Genomic DNA, 22,957 nt, shown 5'->3' with positions numbered 1-22,957 from the left:
GAAGTGAAACTTGAACCTTATGCGTCTTGGTTGTCCCGCACGGCGCGCAGCCGATGAACCAACACGGGTTCGGCCGCTTCGGCTGCCGGAGAATCGAGAAGTCGCGAAAGTACCTGGTGGTAACGGATTGTGTTGTTGCCGAAGTCCTCGGCAAAGCGACGCCGAATTGCCTCCTGCCGCGCACCGGCCATACGCGGCCCACGGCGGGCAACTTTCAGCCATTCCTTCTCAAAATCCAGCATTTTCTGCGCCAAAATGGGCTCAATGCCGCCGGTATCGCCCGCGAGTCCGGGATGCTCGGATGAGTCAGGCCGCAGCTCAGTCTCAGGTTCGTGGCTGCCGCCTATGGGTTTCTTGCTCACCATTTTCCGCACCCCGCTTTCCTTCCCACTCGCCCTGATTTTCTATTCTGCACAACACTGCCTATGCAGATACTTAGCGAAGATACATGGTAAGGCCCAGCCGCCCAGCCCTACATACCACTTCCGACATCGCCCAACGTCTCCAAGACCCCTGACATCACCAGGCGATATAGAAAACATGGACGCCGAGTAGAATCAGCGACATGACTATCCGTCCCATTGTGATTGCCGGAGACCCCGTTCTCCACACTCCTACCCAGCCGGTAACCGAGGACATCTCCGAGCTGCGTGAGCTCATCGAGGACATGTACGAAACCATGGACCGCGCCCACGGTGTGGGGCTGGCTGCCAACCAGGTGGGCGTCGGCAAGCGTCTGTTCGTCTACAACTGCCCCGATGATGACGACGTCTGGCACCGCGGCTGCGTCATCAATCCGGTGCTGACCACCAGTGAAATCCCGAAGACCATGCCTAATGACGACGGTTCCGATGACGAAGGCTGCCTCTCTGTACCCGGCCTGTCCTTCCCCACCAACCGCGCGGAGAAGGCTGTCGTCACCGGCCTGGATGAAAACGGCGAAGAGGTCCGCATCGAGGCCACCGGTTTCCTCGCTCGCTGCATGCAGCACGAGGTCGGCCATCTAGATGGGTTCCTCTATACCGATTGCCTCACCGGTCGTTGGAAGCGCATGGCCAAGAAGGAAATCAAGCGCGCCGGTTGGACCGAGGGCGGCCTGACCTGGATGCCGGGCGTGGATCCGGATCCGTTCGGCCACGAGGATTAGATCGTGGCGGATAGGCAATTGGAGTCGTCGGCAAGCGAAAATGCAGCACAGAAGCTACCGATTTCCCGCTGGGGCGTCGGTGAAGTGGCGGTGGGACGTCGTGTCATTGTGCGGCGCGCGCTGACCGATGAAGAAGCATTGGCCAGCGGCAAGAAGACTACGGACGTCATTGGGCATGTGCTCAGCATGGATCCGTTCGTCGTGCGTCCGCAGGTTCGTGCTGGCGTGCGTGCCGACGAATCCGTGGCAGCGGTGGACTTTAGCGATAAGCACATTTTGATTGTGAAGGCCCTGCCGGATCATCCGGTGCGCAATTCGGATATTCGCGCCGTGGAAACTGCGACAGCGAAGGCCTTCCCGGGTATCGCGCATGTGGTGGAGTCGGGCTGGCTGCTGCGAGCCGGCGATGGCATTACGGAGCGTTCCAACTCCGCGCTGCCGCTCGAACCCGGAGCCAGCACTCAGCCGGTGCCGTTGGAGAAGATTAAGTCGTTTTACGATTCCCACGATTTGCCGGTGCGGATTGCGATTCCGGATAGAATCGCCAAACCTGCACAGGCGCTGGTCGCGGGGCCGGAGTGGACGGTCGGGCCGGACATTGTGGTTATGACGCGCTCACTCGATGGGGATTTGCCGCCTGCTGAATTGGCAGCTGAATCGCACAGCGCCGTACAGGTGCTTGATGAGCACAGCGCCGAACAGGTGCTCGATGAGCACAGCGTCGAGCTTGCAGACGTGCAGGTGGATATCGCTGATCAACCTGACGACGACTGGCTGGGGCTCTACCATTTCCGCGGTACCACGCTGTCCGAGCATGCACTACAGCTTCTGCGCAATGAAATTGATGGCCGCATGTGCTTCGGACGCCTGCAAGTGCCTGCCAACAATGCGCCTGAAGGCATACGCACGGTAGCCATTACGCGCGGCACGCTGACCGAATCGGACGACGGCCGTGTGTGGCTCGGGTTCTCCGCTGTGGAAGTCGCAGCCGATATGCGCCGCCGAGGACTTGGCACCCTACTGGGAATTCACATGATGCACTGGGGCGCACAACACGGGGCAGATTCTGCATATCTGCAGGTATTGGGCTCAAATGAGCCTGGCATTGCGCTATACCGGACACTCGGTTTTACCGAGCACCACCGGCACCGCTACGCGGAGCTGACAGGGGCTTAGGGGCCGGGGGTTACGTTTCGGCCCTGCGCTGCTCGCCCTGATCGCCCTACTTCCCGCGCTTAACCCTTTTAATCCGCTTCAGCTGCTTGCCCTGCTGCTCTTTGCTACCCATGCGATTGTCCATGCGGCGCTGCCCGCGCGGCAGCTCGCGCGTCTCCGGCTTTTCCACCACACGGGTGTGGACCGAGAGTTCATGACGACCTCTCCCCAGCGGATCGCGGGACGCACCCATCGCAATCCAGCCAGCCAGGCCCGCAGAGACAAACCAACCGGCGACCGGAATCATCGACGGCAGAATCCAGGCATTGCGCACAAAACCATCGCGGGCTGAGACTGGCATCCCGTGTGCACCTTCGATTTTCATGCCCATGGCGTGTTTACCCGGCGACCCGTCGAAGATGGAGTCCCCCGCCACGCGGTAGAGGTAAAAACCACCGGGACCGAGGAAGAGGCTGATCAGCATCACCATTACGCCGCTGTCCGATGTCCCCACGATGCTAGTGAGAACTGCAATGGAGGCAATCAATGCAGTGTAGATGACAGAATCCACCAACAGCGCACCACCACGACGTGCCACTGAGCCATTGGCCAGATTGGGGTCAAAGCCCAGGTGTACTGCCATTTGAGCGGTCAGCGGCGCGACTTTGGGATTAGCACTGAGCTCACCGAAGGAAGACACCCCATAGCTAGCGGGGTACCCGCTTTCATAGCCGACCGGAATGTTTGCTACCGGATATGGCACTTCCTGATACGGCATTGCCGCATCGTACGCCGCATATGCGTCGTGTTCCCGATAAGCGTTCCTGCCACTACTACCCAGGTAATCCGTCGGACTGTACTCGCCGCCGTAACGGCGATCGTCCCAGTTAGCCAACCTCGAAACTCCCTTTCCTACCGGACTTCCGCCCACCTTATCCGTTTTTGTCCGCCTATTTTGTCACTGCTTTGTTCAACGCATGAGGCCGCCGTTTCGTTCCCCTTTTACAATCGTTGATATGCGAATCTGTGTCTGGAACGTCAATTCGGCTCGAACTCGCCTCGACCGAATGGTGGAAATGCTGCGCCGGAATGACATTGATGTCCTGGCCGTCCAGGAAACCAAGTGCAAGGACGACCAATTCCCCACCGCTGCTTTTGAAGAGCTGGGATACCAAGTCGCCCACCACGGCCTGAATCAGTGGAATGGCGTTGCCATCATCTCCCGCGTCGGCCTTGAGGACATCCAGGCAGAGTTCCCCGGTCAGCCCGGTTTCAACAAGGACCCCGACGCAACTCCCGCATTGGAGGCCCGCCATATCGCCGCTACCTGCGGTGGCGTGCGCGTCCATAGCCTCTACATCCCGAACGGCCGCGACATCACCGACCCGCACTTCGAGTACAAGCTCGAATTTCTGGAGCGGCTCCGTCAGCACATCATCGCCACGCTTGACGACGACCCGGAGGCCACCTTCATGATGGGCGGCGACTTCAACATTGCCCCGACCGACGGCGATGTCTGGTCAATGGCAGCCTTCGCAGGGAAAACACACGTCACACCGCCTGAACGCGCAGCTTTCTATGCGCTGGAGCAGGCGGGCATGAAGGAAGTAACTCGCCAATTCACCCCAAACCAGTGGACCTACTGGGATTACAAGGCTGGCCGCTTTTTCAAGGATGAGGGCATGCGCATCGACTTCCAGCTCGCCTCCCCCGACCTCGCGGCAAAGGCGTCCGCCGGATTCATCGACATCGAAGAGCGTCAGGGCAAAGGCGCATCCGACCATGCTCCGGTGATTGTGGATTACGAAGTGTAGATAAACGGGCGGAAAAGCGCGTAGGCCTAGTTCCTACTAGGGGGTGTCGCTGGGGCCGTCGTAAAGCGGAGTCTTTGCTGCCAGCCCCTAAAATCAGGGGCAGAAATGGGTGATAAAGCACCCGCACAACACTTATGAGTCTAACTTTTTGTTCAATCTACAAATTTTCACCACAGAAAGTTATTTCGACGATATAAGGTGTTTATTCAGAACATCAATTCATTACGTCGGGAAGGAAGATCATGACTTCTGCACGCTCCCCTCAGCGCACCACTACCCCGGAGCCAGCGAGCGGCTTCCCCACCGCGGATGACTCGACTGAGTCCGATGAATCCCTGCGCGAAAGCGTGCAGAAGATTTCCATCGGCCTGTATGACTTCCTTGCATCGACTCGCCGCCTCGGTGAGCGCCCGAATGCCAGGATGGACATTTCCCAGTCGGAAATGGAAGTACTGCACTTTATTTCAACCCACCCGGGCTGCGGCGTATCCGACATTGCACGCCTGCGTTTCCTACGCCCGTCCAACGTTTCGGCAACAGTTCGCCGTCTACTCGACAACGGACTGATTGAACGCGAGAACAACGCAAAGGATCGCCGTGCGCAGAACCTCTATGTCTCCAGCGATGGCGAAACGCTGCTGGAGCAACTTATCGACCACTGGGGTGCGCTGGTGTACGAAATTGTGCGGACAATGTCGCAAAAGGACGTTCGTGCGCTAATTAAGGCACTGCCCTCGCTACTAAAGCTGGCGGAGCACTCGGAAAGCTATGTTGAGGAGCACCAGCGCCGCCAGGAGCCGTTCTAAAAGCGCGCCGCCAAGCCCTTCTTACTAGGTACGATGATGCTTATGGCTATTACTTTGAAGAAGGCAAAAGACGTAAAGACCGCTCCGCTCGTGGCCACTGGCCTCATCGGCGGCTGGCTCACCGCTCGCGAAACAGGCATTCGTCCGCTCGGTGGCGTCATCTTGGGTGCCGCCGGCGCATACGCAGCACGCACCTGGAATGCAAAGACCGGCGCCCTGGGTGCCGCCGGCCTAGTAGCCGCCTACCTCGGCGCTTTCGGCCTCTCACACCCGCTGGCTAAGAAGATTGGCGCATGGCCGTCTGTCCTGACCGTCACCGCGCTGGCCGCTGGCGCGGCAGCAGTTGCCGACTCCAAGTAGTCGACGCAGAGAGCGCCGGTAGGTGCGAAGCCGACACCTAGTCAAGGGCCTCCAGCAGTTTCTCGAGGTGCGCGCGCACCCGGGGCCACGATTCCACAAAAGGCGGCAGCAGATCGAGGCTGTCGACGTCGTCAAGCGGAACCCAGCGCAACTCTAGGGACTCCTCGTTCGGATTCGTCTCCAGCTCTTCGGCAGCTAGTGCGTAGACCGTGTGGTATTTCCAGCCGCCGGCGAGCTCGGGGCGATTCGGATCGGCTGGGAAGGGACCGGTGGTGACCTGCGTGTCGAGGATGCGAAGCTGATGCTCCAGCAGCCCAGTTTCCTCAGCCGTTTCACGCAGCGCGGTCGCCTCAGGAGCCTCATGAGAATCACAAGCCCCACCAGGAACACCCCACGTTAGGGGGAACGATGTCCAGTCAGCTCGATACTGCATAAGCACAGTGCGCTGAGGGCTCACAATCAGCAGCCCTGCAGCTCCGAAGCGTCCCCAGCAGCGCGTACCGTTGGGGCCGGCTGCCCAACCATTTCCATCCTGAAGCATGTCTCCACCCTACGCCAGATACCCTTGTGTTTTCCGTCACAAGCCCGAGCGACTAAGATTTGCAAGGAACTAACGTTGCTCTGAGCGGAGAGATCGTCGCGGGCGACTTCGGTCACGTCGGAAGGACACGTGCACATGGGTGAAACCACTTCAAGTGCGCCTCATTCCCGTGCCCACGACAAAAACCGAAACCCATTCCACCGCAAGAATCGTGCTCCACGCCGAACTCGTTTCAGCGGTCGCACCACTCCTGGTGGCGAAAGCTTAGACACACACACTGCGGCTCAGGCGGCAAAGGAATCGAAAGATACTCCCGACACCACCCCGGCTACCGAGAGTGCGGCACCATCAACTGCTCTGGAAACTACAGAGTCCTCGGCTAATGCCCCAGCAACGGCCACAACCCCAACAGTCCTAACAGACTCTCCGCGTGATACCGACCTGCGTGTGGATGCCCTGGAAATTGGCCCGCGCAACCGGAGATTGACACGTTTTCTCGGTGAGCGTCTCTACGACAAGCTCGGCCCGTCGGCCACGTATGTGCGCCGGTCAGCGTCATTTTTGATGACGTCACCGGGCCGATTGACCACAGTCGCCCTCATCCTCATCGTCGCTATTCTGGCCGCCGGCCTATCCATGTGGCAAACAACCTCGCAACGCCAGCAGCAGCTCACCCGAATTTCGCAGCTGAGCGAGCCGATGGCCAATGCCTCGCAGAATCTCTATGCCTCGCTGACGATTGCCGATGCGTCGGCCAACACCGCCTTTTCCCGCGGCACACTCAACAGCAGCCAGGACTTGGTCAGCAACTTCGACGATGTCATCGCACAAGCATCCATGTCCGCTACCCGCGCAGCTACGGGCATTGAAAACGTCGATGCCCCAGAGATGAAGAATATCGCGACTGTACAGCGGCTGTTGCCGGTCTACACCGGCATGGTCGAGACAGCTCGCGCGAATGCGCGCCAGGGCAATCCCGTCAGTGTCGCGTACCTCGCCTCTGCCTCAAACTTGATGCAGGTCCAGATTCTGCCAGCTGCAAAATCGCTCTACGAACGCACCAGTACCACCACTAATGATGAGCAGCGCCAACTATCGAAGCCACCTCTTTTCCCGATGTCAGGCCTGGCAGCGGCAATTTTGATGCTGCTAATCACACAGTGGTGGCTGACTCGCCGCACCGGTCGACTATTCAACGTCGGCCTGTTTGGTGCAACCATGCTGATGGCCATCGCACTTGTCGGTGTGGGAATCGCCACCACTCAGCCGTGGCAGTCTAACTCCCTCTTCGGAGAGCAGCGCCCGGACGTTCATGCCCTAACCCAAGTACGCATTGATGCCCAGCAGCTACGCGCCAGCGAAACCCTCGGCTTAGTGCGCCGTCAGCCCGCGGATGCGGAGTCCTTCTCGCAGTCGGTGCGCACCCTGGTCGGCGAGCTGGAAAGAGTGGACGCCAACGCGCCGGACGACGATGTCAGAGCCGCCATCCACGGTATCTACAGCTGGGAGTCCGGCCACAACCTGATGATGGAGCACTTGAGTTCAGGCGACTACGCCGGTGCGGTTCGCATCGCGACCGATGTGGATAATGCCAGCTCGTCGGCGACTGCGTTCAACCAGGTCGATGAGTCGCTACAGAATTCCATCGCCGAGTCCCGCCTGACCGCCCGTGAGAACCTCGACCAATCCCGTCGCGCTATCGCGGCACTGTCCCTCGCCACGGTTACGCTGACCGTCATCGCGGCAGTTCTGGTTGTTTTCGGCTTCCGACACCGGCTTCTGGAGTACCTATGATTGTTTCGTTCTCCCCGTCGCTCCACAGTCTCGCCGGTTGGCGGCGCAGGGCCGTCCTTGGTGCACTCGCCATCGCCGGGCTCACCGTCAGTGCCTGCGCGACCGATTCGCTTGCCGACGATCCCTACTCGCGCACAATCCTGGAGGCCACCGGTGACTTCCCCCTGCCACCGGGCGCGTTCTACGACAAAGCCTCCTCGAGGAAGCCTGCGGCAGAAGCCAACACCCCAGATCTGTCCACACTCGCCCCCGATGACCAAACACCGGAAGAGCGAATCCCGGAGATTTACCAGCGCGGCCGCATCATCGTTGGTGTTGACCAATCATTGAACCTGCTCAGCTTCCGCGACTTCAGCAGCGGAGAGCTCTCGGGGTTTGAAGTATCCCTGGCACAAGAGATTGCCCGGGACATCTTTGACAATCCCGATGCTGTCGAGTTTCGGTTCGTCGACAGCAACGAACGCACTGCCGCACTCGAAGACGGCACTGTCGATGTCGTTTTGCGCACTATGACGGTCACCGATGCCCGGCGCGAAAGGGTGCTGTTCTCCACACCGTATTTGACAGCACGAGCTGGAGTTCTAGTCTCTTCGCCGGGTGGCGATGCTTCCCCCGAGGACGTCGAGGACGGTCGCATCTGTGTCTCCCGGGGATCCACTACCGAGGATTTGATTCGACGGCTCTCGCCGAACAATACGCTGCTGTTGGTCGGTAACTGGTCGGATTGCCTCATTTCACTTCAAAACAGCCAGGCAGAGATTGTCGTTGCCGATGACACCATCCTCGCTGGTATCAACGACCAAGATCCGGCTACCGCCATTGTCCAGCGGGGCTTGAACGAGGAAAGCTACGCGGCCGGTGTATCCAAGGGGAACCCAGGCCTAGTTCGCCAAATCAACGCGACCCTGGAGCGTATGGCGAGCGACGGCACCTGGCAGTCCCTCTACGACACTTGGTTCGGCCCCTTCCTGCCAAGCGGTACACAGCCATCGCCACAGTACAGCGACGACGAAGACATACTTGGAATCTCCCCCACACCGGAAGCTGCTCCAGAAGGCGAGGTGGATAACCGATGAGCGACGAAAACCAGTACTCCGAGCATGCCCAGCAAGCCCAGCATCCCCAGTACACGCCGGAGCCCCAGGAGGATGCTCACGCAGAGGCAGAGGCAGCTGCCACTCAGGCCGTCGCCTTCGACCCATTCGCCGATGAAGACGACGAACAAGAGCCCGGCACTGCCGCTGTCGCCTTCGACCCTTTTGCGGACGATGATGACGATGACGAAGAGTTCGATATCGCCGAATTGTTGGGGCGCGGGGGCTCGTCGTCAAGCGCGACGACCCAACCCGGCGCCCAGACGCCAGATCCGTCGATGGCCTCGCACCGGAAAGCGTTGGAGGACTTCCGCCGGAGGCGATCGAATGCACACCGCGGACGCACTGTCGCCGACGGCATGGTGCACCTGCCGTACATCACAACGCAGGATCCGCGCGATGCAGTAATGAGTGATGAGAAGATTCGAGCGACGAATAAGCCGGCGCCGAGCCTGAAAGCCGGCGATATCGTGGCGGATCAGTACGAGATCGTGGGCCCGATTGCCCACGGCGGGCTCGGCTGGATTTACCTGGCGATTGACCACAATGTCTCGGATCGTTGGGTCGTGCTCAAGGGCATGATGGCAGCGAAAAACGAGAAGGATTTCGCCGTAGTCCAGGCGGAACGCGAGTTCCTCGCGGAAATCTCGCATCCGGGAATTGTGAAGATTATCAACTTCATCGATGAGACGGACGCCAACAGCGCCACCGGCTTCATTGTGATGGAGTACGTCGGCGGCCCGTCGTTACGCAAGCAGCGACGGAGCTACCCAGACGGCGTCATGCCCTGTGACCTAGCGATTGGCTACATCCTGGAGCTGCTCCCCGCGCTGGATTACCTGCACTCGCGCGGCGTTGTCTACAACGATTTGAAGCCGGACAACGTGCTGCTCAGCGAAGACCACGTCACGCTTATCGACGTTGGCGCGGTCACCGGCATCGGCGCCTACGGCCATATCTACGGCACGCCCGGTTTCCAGGCGCCGGAGATTGCCACGACGGGACCAACGATTGCCAGCGATATCTACACAGTCGGCCGCACGCTGGCCTCGCTGATTCTGAAGTTGCCGGCGACCAACGGCATCTACGACCCGGGGCTACCCTCACCTGTCGAAGAGCCTCTATTCCGCCGTTTTTACTCGCTCTACCGCTTCCTACTACGCGCTTGCCACGAGAACCCGGAGGCTCGCTTCGGTTCTGCCGAAGAGATGAGTGTGCAGCTCATCGGCGTATTGCGCGAGATTCTGGCGGTGCGCGACGGCGTGCAATTCCCGCAGGCGGTGTCGAATTTCTCGCCGCAGCGTTCCACGTACGGCACCAAGCACCTGGTGTTCCGCACCGATCAGCTTGTCGACGGCATCACCCGCGGCGTGGAAATCACTCCGCAAGAAGTGACCTTCGCGCTGCCTGTACCACTGATTAACCCGACAGATCCGGGTGCGCGCATCTTGAGTGCCTCGTCGTTTACAGAGCCCAACGAACTTATCGAAACACTGACCAATGCGCTGTCCGAACCCGAGTATGGCTCTTCCGTGGAAATTCCACTGGGCATCGTGCGTGCGAAACTGGACCTCGGATTAATTGATGAGGCCCGCGACAGCCTCCGCGATGTCTCTGAACGTTTGCAGCGCGATTGGCGTTACCACTGGTACGAGGGCGTGACTTATTTGCTTCTCGACCAATTCAACGATGCCCTCGCCTCGTTCCACCACGTGCTGACGATGCTGCCCGGCGAGCCCGCCCCGAAGTTGGCGCTGGCAGCGACTCTCGAGTTGATTCAACAGCGCTTGGGCATCGCCAACGCATCTCTCCTCGAGCCCGCTGTCGCCCGCGCCGCCGCGAACTTGAGCAGCGCGCTGGATAATGTCGCTGCCGATACGCCCGAGATCTTCTCCCCCGCCTGGGCCAGCGAGTCCCTGTCGCCTCAGACGATTCGTTTCAACACCCTGCGTCTCTACGCCGTCGTGTGGGCGGCCAACCCGACGACGGTATCCTCCGCCTTCGGGCTAGCTCGTCAGCTGGCCTCTGAGCGCCAACACGAAATGGCTATCTCCCAGCTTGACCGCGTACCCGGTAACTCCCGTCACCATCGCATGGCACGTTTGACGACGATTCTGATGCTCACCTCAGGGATGCCCTCCGAGTTGACCGAATCGAGAATTCGCCGTGCTGCGCGTCGCCTGGTGGAGCTACCAACAAATGAACCGCGCATGCCGCAGCTGCGCATCGCCGTGATGGCGTCCGCGCTGAACTGGTTGCGCAGCTCGAACCTCGACCATGCAGCTAGCTCCAATGGTCTTTTCGATGCGCCCTTTACCGTGGCTGGCCTGCGTGAAGGACTGGAAAAAGACTTACGGATGCTGGCGCGCTCTTCACAGTTTCCGCGACACCGCTACAACTTGGTGGATATCGCAAATCTCATTCGGCCACGAACTTGGCGTTAGCTCTGTACCAGCTCTTTACTGAACCTGGTCAAACATGCGGTTGTGGGCGTGAGCGCCACCCCAGAATTGGTGAATAAAGAGAGAATTGCCGTTCGTGGTTTAAGATATCCTCTATGTTTGCCTCTTCGAAATCCTCTCTCCGCAGCGCTAAGCGCGTAATTATCAGCGCTGCAGCCCTCACCACCGCCTTTGGTATTGGGGCCGGCACTGCCGTTGCCCTGCCGGTTTCTCCAGACCTGCAGTCGCTTAGCCAGAGTGTTCGGGACCTCAAGCTGCCGGAGATCTCGACTCTGAATTCGGGCGACCTTGCCCCTGAGCTCTCTGAGGTACTGGATTCCTCTTCGGTGAAGCTGCCGGATTCGGTCGTCGCTCTGATTAATGAAAACTTCAAGTTCGCTGAAAACAACAAGCAGGTGGCGGACAAGGTCAAAACTCAGCTGCTGAACGCCATCGACAGCCTGCCGTTGCCAGCTGCACAGAAGGCCGAAGCCACCCGCGTCGTCAACGAGATTTTCGGTTTGCTGGGGGGCCAGGACGAGCCGTCGCAGCCTGAGCCGGCGCCTGCCCCTGCTCCACAGCCAGAGCAGAAGCCACGCCCTGAACCACGCCCAGAGCCAAACAACCCGTGCCCGCCGAGCGCCCGCGCATGCGTTGACCTGGCTAACCAGAAGACCTGGCTGCAGGAAAATGGCAACATCACCTACGGTCCGGTGCCAATGTCCTCCGGTATGCCGGGTTACGAAACCACCCGCGGCCACCTGAGCGTTACCCGCAAGGTCCGCGATGAGTGGTCCCGTCCTTACAACGGTCCGATGCCGTTCTCGGTGTACTTCACCAACGACGGCGAAGCTTTCCACGAGGGCTCTGTTAATCAGATGTCCCACGGCTGCATCCACCTGAACCACGATGATGCTGTGAAGTACTTCGATACCCTGCAGGTCGGCGACGGCGTCTACATCTGGTAGTTAGCTGCGCTGATGCGTTGAAACGATGACCGGGTGACTGAGCCTGTTGAGGCATAGGCGCAGTCGCCCCGGCGGTGAAAAATGAGCTCGCCCCACTAGGTTCTTCCAGTTTGGAAGGCAGTGGGAGCGAGCTCATTTTTGTTGAGTTACAGCTGCCGATTCAACAGATGGGGCATCTAGCAGCCGTCGATTACGGAGGGTTACAGGAGCCCCTGCCTACTCGTCAGTGCCCCTGCCTCAAAACCTACTCCACGAAGCTCATTGCGTAGCGAGCAATGGCCAGTTCCTCATTGGTCGGTACCACGAAGACCTTGACCTTCGAGTCCTCCGCCGAAATCAGACGCGGGCCGTCATTCGGCTGGGAGTTGAGCTCGTCATCAATCTTGATACCGAAGTTCTCAAGCTCAGCCATCGAATCACGGCGAATACCGACATGGTTCTCACCGACACCTGCGGTGAAGGTGATGGCATCGAGGCGGCCGAGAATCAGCATGTAAGAACCAATGTAGCGGCGCAGCTGGTGGACATACATCTGGTATGCAGCCCAAGCATCCGGGTCGTGGTCATCCATGCGCTCCTGCAGAACCCGGAAGTCATTGACACCAGAGACACCCTTCAGACCGGACTGGCGGTTGCACAGATTGTCGATCTCGTCGATGCTCATGCCGTTGCGGTAGAGGTGGAAGATGACGCCCGGGTCAATGTCACCGGTACGAGTGCCCATCATCAGACCAGCCAGCGGGGTCAGCCCCATCGAGGTATCCACCGCCTGGCCACCTCGGATAGCCGCACACGACGCACCATTACCCAGGTGCAGCGTAATCTGGTTGATTTCCTCTGCCGGCTTATTCAGAAGGTCCGGCACCTGCTTGGAAACAAACTCATGCGAGGTGCCGTGGAAGCCGTAACGACGGATATCAAACTTCGATGCGACCTCTGCGTTGAGCGGGTACAGAGCAGCAGCTGGCGGCATGGTGTGGAAGAAACCAGTGTCGAAGACGGCGACGTGAGGCACGTCCGAAAGCAGCTTGCGAGACTCCTCGATGCCTACGATATTGGCCGGGTTGTGCAGCGGCGCCAGCGGAATAAGGTCGCGGATCATGCCGACGATTTCGTCGGTAATCAGCTCCGGTCCAGAGAACAGGCGACCACCGTGAACGACGCGGTGACCGACGGCCGCAATATCCACCGACTCCGGACCAACACCGTGCTCATCCATCAGCTCGAACGCGCGGTCAAGACCACTGGCGTGGTCAGCGATCGGCTCAGTGATTTCAATCTTCTGTCCGGAGAACTTCAGATTAATAATGCCGTCTTCTTCACCAATGCGCTCCACCAGACCGGAGACATACGGCGGCTGCGTTGAGTCCTTCTCCGGATCTACCAGCTGAAACTTGATAGAGGAGGAACCGGAGTTCAAAACAAGTACGTGACGGGACATAATAATTAGTTTCCTCCAGCCTGAATAGCGGTAATTGCAACCGTGTTGATGATGTCCGGCACCGTGGCGCCACGGGAAAGGTCGTTGACCGGCTTGTTCAAGCCCTGCAGAATCGGGCCGATTGCCAATGCACCACCACAGCGCTGGGCAATCTTGTAACCGATGTTACCGGCGTCCAGATCCGGGAACACGAAAACAGTTGCCTTACCCGCAACGGAGGAATCCGGCATCTTCTTCGCAGCCACAGACGGGTCAATAGCAGCATCGAACTGCAGCGGACCATCGACAGCGAGCTCCGGAGCCAGCTCCTTGGCCTTGGCCAGACCCGCCTTCACACGGTCCACATCCTCACCTGTGCCGGATACTCCAGTGGAGTAGCTCAGCATGGCGACGCGGGCATCGATGCCGAAGGAAGCTGCAGTCTCGGCGGATACCACCGCGATTTCACCCAGCTGTTCCGGAGCAGGCTTCGGCAGCACCGCACAGTCCGCAAAACCCCACAGCGAGTTGTCCATAACCATGAGGAACAGTGACGACACCGTGGAAGCCGACGGCTTGGTCTTAATGATTTGCAAGGACGGACGAATGGTGTGCGCAGTTGTGTGGGCTGCACCGGACACCATGCCGTCGACAAGCCCATTGTGAATCATCATCGTCGCGAAGTAGGAGATGTCCCGCATCGTCTCACGGGCCTGCTCCAGCGTGACCCCCTTGGCCTTGCGCATCTCTGCGAACTGTTCCGCGAACTGCTCAACATATTCGGAGGTCTGCGGGTTCCAGAGATGGGCAGCGTCGATGTCAAAACCCAGTTCGGCGGCGCGTGCCTTCATCGCATCCGGGTCGCCGAGGATAGTGAGCTCACAGATGTCCTCGCGCAGGAGGTAATCAGCGGCTTCAAGAATGCGGTCATCGTCCCCCTCTGGCAGCACAATGTGGCGTTTATCAGCCTTGGCGCGCTGCAATAGCCACCACTGGAAACGCTGTGGAGTCATCACTGCGGTGACCTCGCGGCTTACGACCTTGCGCAGCCCCTCAGCATCGTCAACGGCAACAACGGGAACGTCGAGCTCGAGAGTCTTAGCAGCCTCAGCTGCCTCCTCCCCTGTAAGGACAACTGCGAGTACCTCGCTGTGACGCTGAGCTGCACTGCTGAGAGCCAAACGAACGCGAGCCTTTGCGGCCTCTGTGTGGCAGCCCTCGCCGCCAGCGACAACGATGACACCGGCGCCGGCGACGGTGGCAATGCGGAAGTCAAAATCGAGGTTGCCGGAGCCGGTCAGAACAGCCGCCCCCTCGTTAGCAGCGCGGTCAGCCTCAACAGCACTGACGATGGTGTCAAGCGCGAATTCCGGATCCACAACAACCTGATCCACGGTGGCGCCGTGCGCCCCACCGACAGTGTGGAGGCAACGTGCCCCACCCAGTGCCTCAGACAATGCCGTAATGACATCTTGCAGATTGTCTGCGCGGTCCACTGAAGTAATCAGGACTGCGGAGTTGTTGGTGGACGCTTGGGCGTTCTTATCGCTCACCGACGTTCCTTTCTCGCACTGCGCTTAATCGTTGACTTATTTAAACGTTGACTTGGCTCGAGCCGTTGGACTGCCGGAGGCTCAAGATCATGCTGAGCTTCTAATCCTGCTGAATCTAATCCCGCTGAGTCCCAAATCATTATTTTCATCTTATTGTGAGTCACCTTACATCTCACGGCGGACTCAAACCTCTTTGGTTACCCCTGGTAGCCACACTTTTCCCCGCAGATTCCAACAATTTTCCCGCATAATCGCGGGTTTTATGCGGTTTTTCTAGTGAACTAGCCCAAATTCCCACATTAGACGTGACTAAGGTCACATTTAGTTTTGTATGCCTTCAAAAGCATCTCACCGATGATGTGATGCTCGCCTCTCGATTTTTCGTAAGTTATCGCTACGATTGGGGGCGCTACCATTGGGAATGTCGAATAAACCGATAGCTCACCAATAACTCCTTTCCCCCACGAGGTCACCGCTGGCAGCTACTTACGCCGCGGCCTCGTGGCCGTCGTAAAGCATTAGAGAAAGAAGGACACACTTCATGAATCGCCCGCTCCGCGTTGCCGTAATTGGCTCTGGCCCGGCCGGTGTTTATGCTTCCGATGCACTGATGAAATCCAGTACTGACGTGGAAGTCGATCTGTTTGAAAAGATGCCGGCTCCATTCGGTCTAATCCGCTACGGCGTCGCCCCCGACCACCCACGCATCAAGGGCATCATCATGGCCTTGCACCGCGTGATGGAAAAGCCGGAGCTGCGCCTATTTTCCAACGTTGAGTTCGGCAAGGACATCACACTCGACGAATTAAAGGAGCATTACGACGCCGTCATCTTCGCCACCGGTGCCGTCGGCGACCGCGCACTGCCAACGCCGGGAGCGGACCTGCCGGAGCACTTCGGCGCAGGCGAATTCGTGGGCTTCTACGACGGCAATCCACTCTTTGAGCGCACCTGGGACCTTTCGGCGGAGTCCGTGGCCGTCGTCGGTGTCGGCAACGTCGCGCTGGATGTCTCTCGAATCCTGGCGAAGACCGGTGAGGAACTGCACGTCACAGAGATTCCGGACAATGTCTACGAGGTTCTGAAGACAAATAAGGCCAAGGAAGTCCACGTCTTCGGCCGCCGCGGCCCGGCACAGGCAAAGTTCACTCCGCTGGAGCTCAAGGAGCTCGACTACTCACCGAACGTCGAGGTCGTTGTCGATCCGCGCGATATTGATTACGACTCCGCATCCGAGATTATGCGTCGCAACTCCAAGATCACTGACCAGGTCTGCACCATCCTGGAGAACTACGCCATCCGTGAGCCAAAGAACGCACCGCACAAGCTCTACATTCACTTCTTCGAGTCGCCAGTGGAAATCCTCAGCGAGGAGGGTACCGACGGCCAGCAGCATGTGACAGGCTTGCGCACTCAGCGCATGGAATACGACGGTGCTGGCGGGCTGCGGCCGACCGGCGAGACCACCGACTGGAAGGTCGGCGCTGTCTACTCCGCCGTGGGCTACCGCTCTGATGCGCTGCCGGGTATCCCGTTCGACAACGTGAAGAATGTCATTTCCAACGTCGGTGGTCGAGTCATCGAATCCGACAACACCGAGGATGAAGCAGCCGAGGCCATCACTGGCCTCTACACCACCGGTTGGGTTCGCCGCGGACCGGTCGGCCTGATTGGTAATACCAAGGGCGATGCCAATGAGGCCGTAGCCAATCTGCTGGCCGATGCCGCTGAGGGCAAGAAATTCAACCCGTCGAAGCCGGAGTTGTCCGCTGTCAACGAGCTGCTGGAGTCCAAGGGTATCGACTACCTGGACTGGGAAGGTTGGCACAAGCTCGATGCTGCCGAACGCACCGCCGGCGAGGCCGAGGGTCGCGAACGCAAGAAGTACGTCGAGTGGGATGAGATGGTCACCCACTCCAAGGGCGAGTAACGGCGAGTAACTAGGACGGATAAAAAGCGTCGGCTACGCCACTACCTTCACGTCCGTGTACGCGGCGCGCGAGTCCCAGCGGCAGCACACAATCGGCGCCAACAGCTCGGCCAATGGCTCACCAAAAGCCACCTGACCAGCACCGTCGGCAGCGCCTGCATCGATGACTCGATCCCACAATAGGCCCGGCGCGGTAAACAGCGGCACCACTACGAGTCCGCGTCCGCGCTTGGCCGCGCGCTCCTGCGCCGCGGCCACAGCATCGGCTCCCTTGATTTTCTCAGGACCGACCACGAATGCCGCGCTCACATGTCCCGGCAGCATCCCGCCAAGGTTTGCCGCAAACTGGTGCACCGCCGCATTGGCATCCTCATCAGAGGAGCCGACCCCCATCACCAGCGCATCGACCGGCCAGGAAAAAGATGCATTCTCCGCCGCTTCGATGATTCGCTTTACGACGGCGCGCTTCGTGCCGTCGCCAAGCCCGAGTCCTTCAGCCACTGTGATGTCAACACCATGCCGATCGCAGAGTCGAACCTGCTCGGGAACGTCGACTCGCGAGTGGAACGCATCGGTGAACAGCAGCGGTACGGCCAGTGCCTGAGTCTCGCCGGCAGCGGCGAGCTCGGCACAGACGGTATCCAGTGAGGGCTCGTCGAGGTCCAGCCAGGCGAGGCGAATCTGAGAGGGCGCATCCAGACGGGTGAGCGGCATCTTCTCGCGCACGAGCGCGACCACGTCTTCGAGCACCGGTTTGGTCTCTGAGTGCCGAGAACCGTGCGCAAGCAGAATCAGTGCGGTCATCGATGGTCTCCTCAGGCTCGCTAGCTGTGCTTTCTGGTTTCTCTACCTGGCAGCTCTACTGGGCAGCGCCACGCACGAGGCCTGCGGTGAGGGTGTCACCGGTGCCCGGCTCGATGAGCAGGAACGCACCGACACGACCACCGACGCGGTAGACATCGACCGGCAGCGGCTGTGCGACCTCGACGGTGATCTCAGCGACGTCGTTGACTGCAAGCTGATCAGCCACACCGGTGGGCTCACCGGTTTCGATGTCGATGAGCGCATCGACGGAAGCGATACGACCACGCACCAGCGCGGCACCGTAGCGCACCTCTACGACGCGACCGACTGCCAACGGCTTGTCTGCAAGGTGGACGGCCACGGCGGAGAAACGGCGCACGTCTTCCGGGCGCGTGCCACTGATGAGGTCGCCACGGGCTAGGTCGAACTCGGCATCCAGGCTGATGGCCACCGACTGGCCGGCCACGGCCTCAGTGACATCCTCAGCTGCCACGGTGATCTTCGTGACCGTAGCCTGACGGTTGGCGTCTACGGAGACAACATCGCCCACACGCACGCTACCTGCGGCGATACGGCCGGCGTAACCACGGTATTCAGTGGCGTGATCGCGAATGACATAGTCGATGGGCAGGCGCAGGTCAGCCTCGGCATCGGTTTCCAGGTCGGCACCGATGTTGAGGTTTTCCAGCAGCTCCAGCACGGTCGGACCCTCGTACCACGGAGTGTGCTCAGAAGAATCGACAATGTTGTCGCCGACCAGAGCCGACACTGGAACAACGAAGGTGTTCTGCAGACCCAGGCGCTCTGCTAGTGCTGCCACATCCGACTCAATCTTGCGGAAGGCCTCTTCGCTGTAGTCCAGCAAGTCAATCTTGTTGACAGCAAAGATTACGTGGCGAACACCCAGCAGACCGGCCACCGTTGCGTGACGCTTGGTCTGCGTCACGACGCCGTTGCGCGCGTCGATAAGCAAAACGACGGCCTCGGCGGTGGACATACCAGTGATGGTGTTTCGGGTGTACTGCTCGTGACCAGGGCAGTCAGCGAGGATGAACGAGCGGACGTCGGTGGCGAAGTAGCGGTAGGCGACGTCGATGGTGATGCCCTGCTCGCGCTCGGCCCGCAGACCGTCGACCAGCAGCGACAGGTCAGGGTTTTCCTGACCGCGCGCCTGTGAGGAGGCGACGACGGCCTCGTACTGGTCAGCGAGGATGTTCTTCGTGTCGTGCAGCAGGCGACCGACGAAGGTGGACTTACCGTCGTCCACGGAGCCAGCGGTGCACAGGCGAAGAGTGCGACGAGCGCGAGTGGCGCGGTCAGCGGTAATCAGGGTAGCTGGGGAATTTGGCTGGCTCATCAGAAGTAACCTTCCTTCTTGCGGTCTTCCATGGAGGATTCGGACAACTTGTCATCTGCGCGGGTAGCGCCGCGCTCGGTGAGCTTGGATGTGCGAAGTTCCTCCATGACCTCCGCAATAGTGGTGGCAGTCGATTCGACAGCGCCGGTGCAGCTCATGTCACCGACAGTGCGGTAGCGGACAGTGCGAACCTCGAGGGTCTCGCCGTCGCGGGGGCCACCCCACTCGCCCGGCGCCAACCACATACCGCCGCGGTTGAACACCTCACGCTCGTGGGCAAAGTAGATGGGCGGCAGTTCGATGTCACGGGCTTCGATGTAGGCCCAGACGTCGGCCTCGGTCCAGTTCGAGATTGGGAAAACGCGAACGTTCTCTCCGGCGGCGTGGCGACCGTTGTAGAGACCCCACAACTCAGGGCGCTGACGGCGTGGATCCCAACCACCGAAGGAGTCTCGGACGGAGAACACGCGCTCCTTGGCGCGGGCCTTCTCCTCATCGCGGCGGGCGCCACCGAGAACGGCATCGTAACCACGGTTGGCAATGGTCTCCACCAGCGGCACTGTCTGCAAGGGGTTACGGGTGCCGTCGGCACGCTCGGTGAGCACGCCGCTGTCGATCCAGTCTTGGACCTTGGCTACGTGCAGCTTGATGCCCGGCTGAGCGGCAATCTTGTCGCGGAATTCAATAACTTCGGGGAAGTTGTGGCCGGTGTCGACGTGGAGCAGCTCCAGCGGGATACCCGCCGGTGCGAAGGCGCGCTTGGCCAGCTCGAGCACGACGACGGAATCCTTTCCGCCGGAGAAAAGTAGTGCCGGACGGTCGAACTGACCGGCGGTCTGGCGAATAATGTCGATGGCCTCGGCTTCGAGCTCGGCAAGCCGCGGGTCGAGGCGGTTTTGTACGGAAACGGTGGTTGAGCTAGTCATGGGGGTTCTTTCTGTTGGGCTGTGTTGGCTGTTGTAACTGCGCTGTTTTAGCTGATATCGGTTATCGGCGGGCGGCTAGTGGCTGGCGGCAAGTAGCTGTCTGCTAGCCGCTCGAACTAGAGGTGCAATCCGCACTCAGTCTTCTCGGAGCCCGCCCAGCGACCCGAGCGCGGATCCGCACCCTCTGCCACTCGCGCGGTGCATGTCGCGCAGCCAATCGACGGGAACCCCTGTTGCGTCAGCGGATGCACAATGAGGTCGTTGTCCTCGATGTACTGGGCAACATCCTCATCTGTCCAGGTGGCCAACGGGTTGAGCTTGATGCGACCAGTCTTGTCGATCTCCAGTACCGGCGTGTGTGCGCGGGTCGGCGCGTCGACGCGCTTCAGACCTGTGACCCAGCCCTCGTAGGGGCGCTTCACGGCAGACAGCGGCTCGACCTTCCGCAATGCGCAGCATCGCGTCGGGTCGGTCTTGTACAGATCAACGCCCTCTTCGGCGTCCTGCTCGGCGCGGGTGCGCTTCGGCTCAATCGACAGCAGTCGGTTGTCGTAACGCTGTGCGACCTGCTCTGCCACGTCGAGGGTCTCCGGGAAGTGGTAACCGGTATCCAGGAAAATCAGATCTGCCTCCGGCGCGTGCCGAGCAGCCAGTTCCGCCAACACTGTGTCCTGCATCGACAGGGTCACAGCCAGTGGCGTGTGCAGGTGCTCCGCACCCCATTCCAGTACTTCCCCAGCAGTGGCGGTCTCCAGCTTGGAACCCCACTCCAGTGCGAGCTCAATCAGACGGCGAGCAGTTTCCGGGTTGTCCAGCGCGTCTTCACGCGCGAGCGCCTCCTGAGTCTTAATGACCTCAGCGGTTTTCAGTCCCGTGCTCATGACGCCACCTTTCTATCGATATGTCCGTGCAGTTTCACTGTGAATACCCGGCAGCATTCGCGGCATTGCCAGGCGTAATCGGTTTCCAGGTCGGGCCACAGATCATCACCGCCGCAGTAAGGGCAATGCATCACCGCACCCCGGTTCGGATTGGGGTGTGCGCTTCGGCCACCGATTCCCAGTCGCGCTGGCGTCTCGTCTTTTTCGCTTGACGACGGCCCCTGCGACCGAACCCCATTGGGAGATTCACTCACTTCAGGTCCTCCTCATCAGCGCGGACAATCCACTCGCGGAACTGTTCACCCTCGTGGCGCTGCTCCTTGAAGTGATTGACGACGCGCTCGATGTAGTCACCCAGTTCTGCCGAGGTGACCTTGTGTCCGCGAACCTTGCGGCCGAAGTTGGCATCGAGCCCCAGCGAACCACCGAGGTGAACCTGGAAACCCTCGACACGGTTGCCCTCGTCGTCGGTGACAATCTGCCCCTTGAGTCCGATGTCGGCAATCTGCGTGCGGGCGCAGGCATTCGGGCAGCCATTGAGCGCAATGGTGATTGGGACGTCGAGGTCACCGAGGCGTTCCTCCAAGTCGCCCACCAAATCAATTGCGCGCTGGCGCGTGGTGACAAGTGCGAGCTTGCAGAACTCTAGGCCGGTGCAGGCCAGGATGCCCCGTCGGAAAGCAGAAGGCTTGGCAGACAGGCCAATTTCGTCGAGTTCTGCGAGCAGGGAGTCGACCTGGTCGTCGGCGACGTCGAGGAGAATGAGCTCCTTCATCACGGTGGTGCGGACGCGGGAAACACCGTGGCGCTCGGCGATGTCGGCGAGCTTGACCAGGTCAGAGCCCGGAACACGGCCAACAGCGGGCTTAACACCGACGTAGTTGAGACCGTCGGCCTGCTTGTGCACGCCGATGTGGTCCCGGTCGCCCTCGAAAGGTTCGGGTGCGGGGCCGTCGATAAGCTTGCGGTTGAGGTAGTCGTCTTCGAGTACCTGGCGGAACTTCTCCGCGCCCCATTCGGCAACGAGGAACTTCAGACGCGCACGATTGCGCAGGCGACGGTAGCCGTAGTCCCGGAAGATGCGGCACACACCCGCCCATACCTCGGGAACCTCGTCCTCTGGGATCCAGGCGCCGAGACGCTGGGCGAGCATCGGGTTGGTGGAGAGACCACCACCGACCCAAACGTCGAAACCGGGGCCGTGCTCTGGATGATTGACACCGACGAAGGCAACGTCCTGGACCTCGTGGGTGACATCGAGACGCGGGGAACCGGAAACTGCCGACTTAAACTTACGCGGTAGGTTGGAGAACTCGTCGCCGGAGAGGTACTCCTCCTTGATGCGGCGGATGGCGTTGGTGCCGTCGACAATTTCATCGGCCGCAACACCGGCAACCGGGCTGCCTAGAATAACGCGGGGAACGTCGCCGCAGCCAAAGTTGGTGTCGAGACCAACTCGCTCAAGGCGGTCCCAGATCTCCGGCATATCTTCGACGCGAATCCAGTGCAGCTGGACGTTCTGGCGGTCGGAGAAGTCCGCAGTGTCGCGGGCGAAGTCGCGGGAAATCTCGCCGATGGTGCGAATGCCCTCGGTGGTGGTCTGGCCACCGTCGAGGCGGACGCGGAGCATAAAGTACTTGTCCTGCAGCTCGGCGTTGGTCTTCACGCCGGTGTGCTCACCGCTAAGCCCCTGCTTGCGCTGGGTGTAGAGGCCAATCCACTTAAAGCGAGGCGCTAGGTCCTCCGCGGGGATGGAGTCAAACCCCTGCTTGGAGTAGATGTCGATAACACGCTGCTTAACGGCGATGCCAGCATCTTCTTTCTTAATGCGCTCGTCGTCGTTAAGTGGCTCGCGGCCGTCGATAAGCCACTGCCCCTGTGGCTTCGGTGCGCGCTTCTTACGTCGGGTAGCCGCTGCGGAAGCTGGACGCTCGGCGGTTTTCGTAGGAGAGCTCATGGGGAATCT

The 22,957-nt window shown here is 60.0% G+C and carries 20 protein-coding genes; 10 read left to right on the top strand and 10 right to left on the bottom strand.

Annotated features, from left to right (window positions below; all coding sequences use genetic code 11):
• Positions 1-17: 17 nt before the first annotated feature.
• Positions 18-365 carry a DUF3263 domain-containing protein gene (locus HMPREF2878_RS01915; RefSeq protein WP_016421513.1) on the bottom strand — a complete coding sequence of 116 codons (348 nt, stop codon included), beginning with the start codon at positions 363-365 and terminating at the stop codon, positions 18-20.
• Positions 366-565: 200 nt separating this feature from the next.
• Here HMPREF2878_RS01915 and HMPREF2878_RS01910 point away from each other — a divergent pair, with 200 nt between their 5' ends.
• A complete protein-coding gene (locus tag HMPREF2878_RS01910; RefSeq protein ID WP_049169904.1) occupies positions 566-1,147 on the top strand; it encodes a peptide deformylase in 582 nt (193 codons plus the stop codon).
• Between the two features lie 3 nt (positions 1,148-1,150).
• Positions 1,151-2,323 (top strand): N-acetylglutamate synthase, CG3035 family, encoded by a 1,173-nt coding sequence (locus tag HMPREF2878_RS01905; RefSeq protein WP_049169902.1) that lies wholly within the window; start codon positions 1,151-1,153, stop codon positions 2,321-2,323.
• A gap of 46 nt (positions 2,324-2,369) precedes the next feature.
• Here HMPREF2878_RS01905 and HMPREF2878_RS01900 read toward each other — a convergent pair whose 3' ends face one another.
• Positions 2,370-3,197, bottom strand: a complete 828-nt coding sequence (locus tag HMPREF2878_RS01900) for an RDD family protein (protein ID WP_222865547.1) — start codon at positions 3,195-3,197, stop codon at positions 2,370-2,372.
• 121 nt (positions 3,198-3,318) lie between these two features.
• On the opposite strand from HMPREF2878_RS01900, the gene HMPREF2878_RS01895 reads away from it, so the two are divergent.
• The 3 genes from HMPREF2878_RS01895 (at position 3,319) to HMPREF2878_RS01885 (ending at position 5,282) form a co-directional block, all read left to right on the top strand.
• A complete protein-coding gene (locus HMPREF2878_RS01895; protein WP_038626705.1) occupies positions 3,319-4,116 on the top strand; it encodes an exodeoxyribonuclease III in 798 nt (265 codons plus the stop codon).
• A 242-nt stretch (positions 4,117-4,358) separates the two neighbouring features.
• The gene (locus HMPREF2878_RS01890) at positions 4,359-4,922 is read left to right on the top strand and encodes a MarR family winged helix-turn-helix transcriptional regulator (protein ID WP_016421518.1); all 564 of its coding nucleotides are present in this window, start codon (positions 4,359-4,361) and stop codon (positions 4,920-4,922) included.
• A 42-nt stretch (positions 4,923-4,964) separates the two neighbouring features.
• A complete protein-coding gene (locus HMPREF2878_RS01885) occupies positions 4,965-5,282 on the top strand; it encodes a hypothetical protein (RefSeq protein ID WP_172954624.1) in 318 nt (105 codons plus the stop codon).
• 37 nt (positions 5,283-5,319) lie between these two features.
• Here HMPREF2878_RS01885 and HMPREF2878_RS01880 read toward each other — a convergent pair whose 3' ends face one another.
• Positions 5,320-5,823: an NUDIX domain-containing protein gene (locus tag HMPREF2878_RS01880; protein WP_049169897.1), complete on the bottom strand. Its 504-nt coding sequence runs from the start codon at positions 5,821-5,823 to the stop codon at positions 5,320-5,322.
• A 135-nt stretch (positions 5,824-5,958) separates the two neighbouring features.
• Between HMPREF2878_RS01880 and HMPREF2878_RS01875 the strand changes: the two genes are divergently transcribed.
• The 4 genes from HMPREF2878_RS01875 to HMPREF2878_RS01860 all read left to right on the top strand — a co-directional run bounded on the left by HMPREF2878_RS01875 (position 5,959) and on the right by HMPREF2878_RS01860 (position 12,120).
• A complete protein-coding gene (locus tag HMPREF2878_RS01875; protein ID WP_070652750.1) occupies positions 5,959-7,617 on the top strand; it encodes a hypothetical protein in 1,659 nt (552 codons plus the stop codon).
• Positions 7,614-8,693, top strand: a complete 1,080-nt coding sequence (locus tag HMPREF2878_RS01870) for a glutamate ABC transporter substrate-binding protein (protein WP_049193784.1) — start codon at positions 7,614-7,616, stop codon at positions 8,691-8,693. The genes HMPREF2878_RS01875 and HMPREF2878_RS01870 overlap by 4 nt, the downstream gene beginning before the upstream one ends.
• Entirely contained in the window at positions 8,690-11,155 is a 2,466-nt protein-coding gene (locus tag HMPREF2878_RS01865; protein WP_070546056.1) for a serine/threonine protein kinase, read from the top strand. Before HMPREF2878_RS01870 ends, HMPREF2878_RS01865 begins: the two co-directional genes overlap by 4 nt.
• A gap of 113 nt (positions 11,156-11,268) precedes the next feature.
• Positions 11,269-12,120 carry a L,D-transpeptidase gene (locus HMPREF2878_RS01860; protein ID WP_016421524.1) on the top strand — a complete coding sequence of 284 codons (852 nt, stop codon included), beginning with the start codon at positions 11,269-11,271 and terminating at the stop codon, positions 12,118-12,120.
• Positions 12,121-12,364: 244 nt separating this feature from the next.
• Here the strand turns inward: HMPREF2878_RS01860 and HMPREF2878_RS01855 are convergent, their stop codons facing one another.
• Together HMPREF2878_RS01855 and pta are read right to left on the bottom strand one after the other, a co-directional pair.
• Positions 12,365-13,561 carry an acetate kinase gene (locus HMPREF2878_RS01855; protein ID WP_016421525.1) on the bottom strand — a complete coding sequence of 399 codons (1,197 nt, stop codon included), beginning with the start codon at positions 13,559-13,561 and terminating at the stop codon, positions 12,365-12,367.
• A 5-nt stretch (positions 13,562-13,566) separates the two neighbouring features.
• Positions 13,567-15,093, bottom strand: coding sequence for a phosphate acetyltransferase (pta, locus tag HMPREF2878_RS01850; RefSeq protein WP_016421526.1), 1,527 nt, complete (start codon positions 15,091-15,093; stop codon positions 13,567-13,569).
• A 541-nt stretch (positions 15,094-15,634) separates the two neighbouring features.
• Here pta and HMPREF2878_RS01845 point away from each other — a divergent pair.
• Positions 15,635-17,023, top strand: coding sequence for an FAD-dependent oxidoreductase (locus HMPREF2878_RS01845; protein WP_049169886.1), 1,389 nt, complete (start codon positions 15,635-15,637; stop codon positions 17,021-17,023).
• A gap of 33 nt (positions 17,024-17,056) precedes the next feature.
• Here the strand turns inward: HMPREF2878_RS01845 and HMPREF2878_RS01840 are convergent, their stop codons facing one another.
• The 5 genes from HMPREF2878_RS01840 to HMPREF2878_RS01820 form a co-directional block, all read right to left on the bottom strand.
• Positions 17,057-17,827 (bottom strand): sirohydrochlorin chelatase, encoded by a 771-nt coding sequence (locus HMPREF2878_RS01840; protein ID WP_049169883.1) that lies wholly within the window; start codon positions 17,825-17,827, stop codon positions 17,057-17,059.
• 55 nt (positions 17,828-17,882) lie between these two features.
• Complete coding sequence (locus HMPREF2878_RS01835; protein ID WP_070595453.1) at positions 17,883-19,184, bottom strand: sulfate adenylyltransferase subunit 1; 1,302 nt, start codon at positions 19,182-19,184, stop codon at positions 17,883-17,885.
• Positions 19,184-20,110: a sulfate adenylyltransferase subunit CysD gene (gene cysD, locus HMPREF2878_RS01830; RefSeq protein WP_038626730.1), complete on the bottom strand. Its 927-nt coding sequence runs from the start codon at positions 20,108-20,110 to the stop codon at positions 19,184-19,186. Before cysD ends, HMPREF2878_RS01835 begins: the two co-directional genes overlap by 1 nt.
• A gap of 116 nt (positions 20,111-20,226) precedes the next feature.
• Positions 20,227-20,991, bottom strand: a complete 765-nt coding sequence (locus HMPREF2878_RS01825) for a phosphoadenylyl-sulfate reductase (protein ID WP_048734528.1) — start codon at positions 20,989-20,991, stop codon at positions 20,227-20,229.
• Positions 20,992-21,241: 250 nt separating this feature from the next.
• Positions 21,242-22,948 (bottom strand): nitrite/sulfite reductase, encoded by a 1,707-nt coding sequence (locus HMPREF2878_RS01820; protein ID WP_016421533.1) that lies wholly within the window; start codon positions 22,946-22,948, stop codon positions 21,242-21,244.
• Positions 22,949-22,957: the final 9 nt, after the last annotated feature.

This window comes from Corynebacterium sp. HMSC065H09, assembly GCF_001812845.1.
Lineage (GTDB): Bacteria > Actinomycetota > Actinomycetes > Mycobacteriales > Mycobacteriaceae > Corynebacterium > Corynebacterium jeikeium_D.
Note: the sequence above shows the minus strand (reverse complement) of the source record. Positions and strands in the feature narration are given on the sequence as shown.

Excerpts from the sequence above, each read along its gene's own strand:
- HMPREF2878_RS01845 (WP_049169886.1), top strand. The coding sequence starts at position 15,635 with ATGAATCGCCCGCTCCGCGTTGCCGTAATTGGCTCTGGCCCGGCCGGT.
- HMPREF2878_RS01835 (WP_070595453.1), bottom strand. The coding sequence starts at position 19,184 with ATGAGCCAGCCAAATTCCCCAGCTACCCTGATTACCGCTGACCGCGCC.
- HMPREF2878_RS01910 (WP_049169904.1), top strand. The coding sequence starts at position 566 with ATGACTATCCGTCCCATTGTGATTGCCGGAGACCCCGTTCTCCACACT.
- HMPREF2878_RS01885 (WP_172954624.1), top strand. The coding sequence starts at position 4,965 with ATGGCTATTACTTTGAAGAAGGCAAAAGACGTAAAGACCGCTCCGCTC.
- HMPREF2878_RS01820 (WP_016421533.1), bottom strand. The coding sequence starts at position 22,948 with ATGAGCTCTCCTACGAAAACCGCCGAGCGTCCAGCTTCCGCAGCGGCT.
- HMPREF2878_RS01840 (WP_049169883.1), bottom strand. The coding sequence starts at position 17,827 with ATGACCGCACTGATTCTGCTTGCGCACGGTTCTCGGCACTCAGAGACC.
- HMPREF2878_RS01875 (WP_070652750.1), top strand. The coding sequence starts at position 5,959 with ATGGGTGAAACCACTTCAAGTGCGCCTCATTCCCGTGCCCACGACAAA.
- HMPREF2878_RS01855 (WP_016421525.1), bottom strand. The coding sequence starts at position 13,561 with ATGTCCCGTCACGTACTTGTTTTGAACTCCGGTTCCTCCTCTATCAAG.
- HMPREF2878_RS01895 (WP_038626705.1), top strand. The coding sequence starts at position 3,319 with ATGCGAATCTGTGTCTGGAACGTCAATTCGGCTCGAACTCGCCTCGAC.
- cysD (WP_038626730.1), bottom strand. The coding sequence starts at position 20,110 with ATGACTAGCTCAACCACCGTTTCCGTACAAAACCGCCTCGACCCGCGG.
- HMPREF2878_RS01880 (WP_049169897.1), bottom strand. The coding sequence starts at position 5,823 with ATGCTTCAGGATGGAAATGGTTGGGCAGCCGGCCCCAACGGTACGCGC.
- HMPREF2878_RS01860 (WP_016421524.1), top strand. The coding sequence starts at position 11,269 with ATGTTTGCCTCTTCGAAATCCTCTCTCCGCAGCGCTAAGCGCGTAATT.
- HMPREF2878_RS01890 (WP_016421518.1), top strand. The coding sequence starts at position 4,359 with ATGACTTCTGCACGCTCCCCTCAGCGCACCACTACCCCGGAGCCAGCG.
- HMPREF2878_RS01915 (WP_016421513.1), bottom strand. The coding sequence starts at position 365 with ATGGTGAGCAAGAAACCCATAGGCGGCAGCCACGAACCTGAGACTGAG.
- HMPREF2878_RS01825 (WP_048734528.1), bottom strand. The coding sequence starts at position 20,991 with ATGAGCACGGGACTGAAAACCGCTGAGGTCATTAAGACTCAGGAGGCG.
- HMPREF2878_RS01865 (WP_070546056.1), top strand. The coding sequence starts at position 8,690 with ATGAGCGACGAAAACCAGTACTCCGAGCATGCCCAGCAAGCCCAGCAT.
- HMPREF2878_RS01870 (WP_049193784.1), top strand. The coding sequence starts at position 7,614 with ATGATTGTTTCGTTCTCCCCGTCGCTCCACAGTCTCGCCGGTTGGCGG.